This window comes from Yoonia sp. R2-816, assembly GCF_046762905.1.
Classification (GTDB): domain Bacteria; phylum Pseudomonadota; class Alphaproteobacteria; order Rhodobacterales; family Rhodobacteraceae; genus Yoonia.
Genome location: NZ_JBKQXN010000014.1, coordinates 1 through 1,348 on the forward strand (window position 1 = coordinate 1; position 1,348 = coordinate 1,348).

The 1,348-nt window shown below is 50.0% G+C and carries 1 protein-coding gene; it reads left to right on the forward strand.

What is annotated here, in order from left to right; all coding sequences use genetic code 11:
• Positions 1-1,213, forward strand: a 1,213-nt coding sequence (locus ACFWW2_RS00115; protein WP_393925333.1) for an ACP S-malonyltransferase, incomplete at its 5' end; no start/stop codon positions are given.
• Between the last annotated feature and the right edge of the window lie 135 nt (positions 1,214-1,348).

Below are 1,348 nucleotides of genomic sequence, written 5' to 3' on the forward strand. Positions count from 1 at the left end.
TTACGTCGGAATGGGAGCTGACTTGGCTCTTCATTTCAATTGCGCCCGCAGTCCTTGGGACTTTGCAGCAGACTATGATTTTTTAGGGACGGCTAAGCTTCACGAGATAGCATTTCCGGCTTCGGCCTATGATGATGACACGCGTCGCACACAATCGGCGCGCCTGAACCAAACTGAAAATACTCAACCCGCAATCGCTGTTGTTGCACTGGCTCACTTGCGGATGCTCCAGGCGCTCGGCATCAAGGCAGATTGCATGGCAGGCCACAGCTTCGGTGAACTGATGGCGCTACATGCCGCTGGCAGTTTGTCGGAGAGAAACACGGTACAATTGGCGCGACTTCGCGGCCTTGCCTGTGCAGCTGCCTCTTCAGAATCTCAAGGTACAATGCTTGCCGTTTTCGCGAATAAAGAAACAATTGAGAAGTATGTGGAGGATCTCGGAAAAAAGATTGTAATCGCCAACGAAAATACTTGCGAACAACTAGTTTTAGCCGGGGAACGAAACAATATTCTTCAGGCGCAGGAAGTTCTGGGAAAACATGGTGTTAAGACGACCGAACTACCGGTCTCAGCTGCCTTTCATTCATCGCTTGTCGCGCAAGCTACCGAACATCTTGTTGATGGCATTGACAAGTGTGAATTGAACGCGCCGCGAATGCCTGTTTATTCCAATAAGACAACCACCTTGTACCCCGATAATACGCGCGAAACTAGGAAACTTCTAGCCGCTCAGTTAGCCAATCCGGTCCGCTTTCGCGAAATGATCGAGAATATGTACAACGATGGTGTCCGGACATTCATTGAAGTTGGTCCGTCTAATGTGCTCAGTCGGTTCGTTAGTTCCATCCTTGGCAAGAAATCACACCTCGTGGTTGCACTTGACAACAAAAGACGACGGGGTGTAACCGCTGCTAACTCAGCCATTGGTGCACTTTGTGTTCATGGCTATGAAATGAATCTTGAAGCCCTTTGGTCTGACACATTTCCTGAAGCGCCGCAGCCAAAGCCATCCAACCACGAGCTGATGCTGAATGGCGCCAACTATCATAAGCCCTATCCTGCCAACGCTATCTCGTTCAACGATCCGGGGTTTGATAATCGTTCGACCTTAAGGGTACTCTTGGAATGCACCGCTGTGACCGCACCTGTTTCGACGGTCGAACGGGCACTGGCAACTACATCAACGATATCAGCAGCGAATGATGTGTAGTGGTTCAGATGTGATCTGACAGTTGGCCGTTTTTCAGGCGGCGTCTGTCAGGTGAAGTTCAGTTCACGAACTTTTCCCGCCAGATTTCTTTCCCGTCGATCATAGTTTCGATGGGTGTTCTGCCGCAACACATTT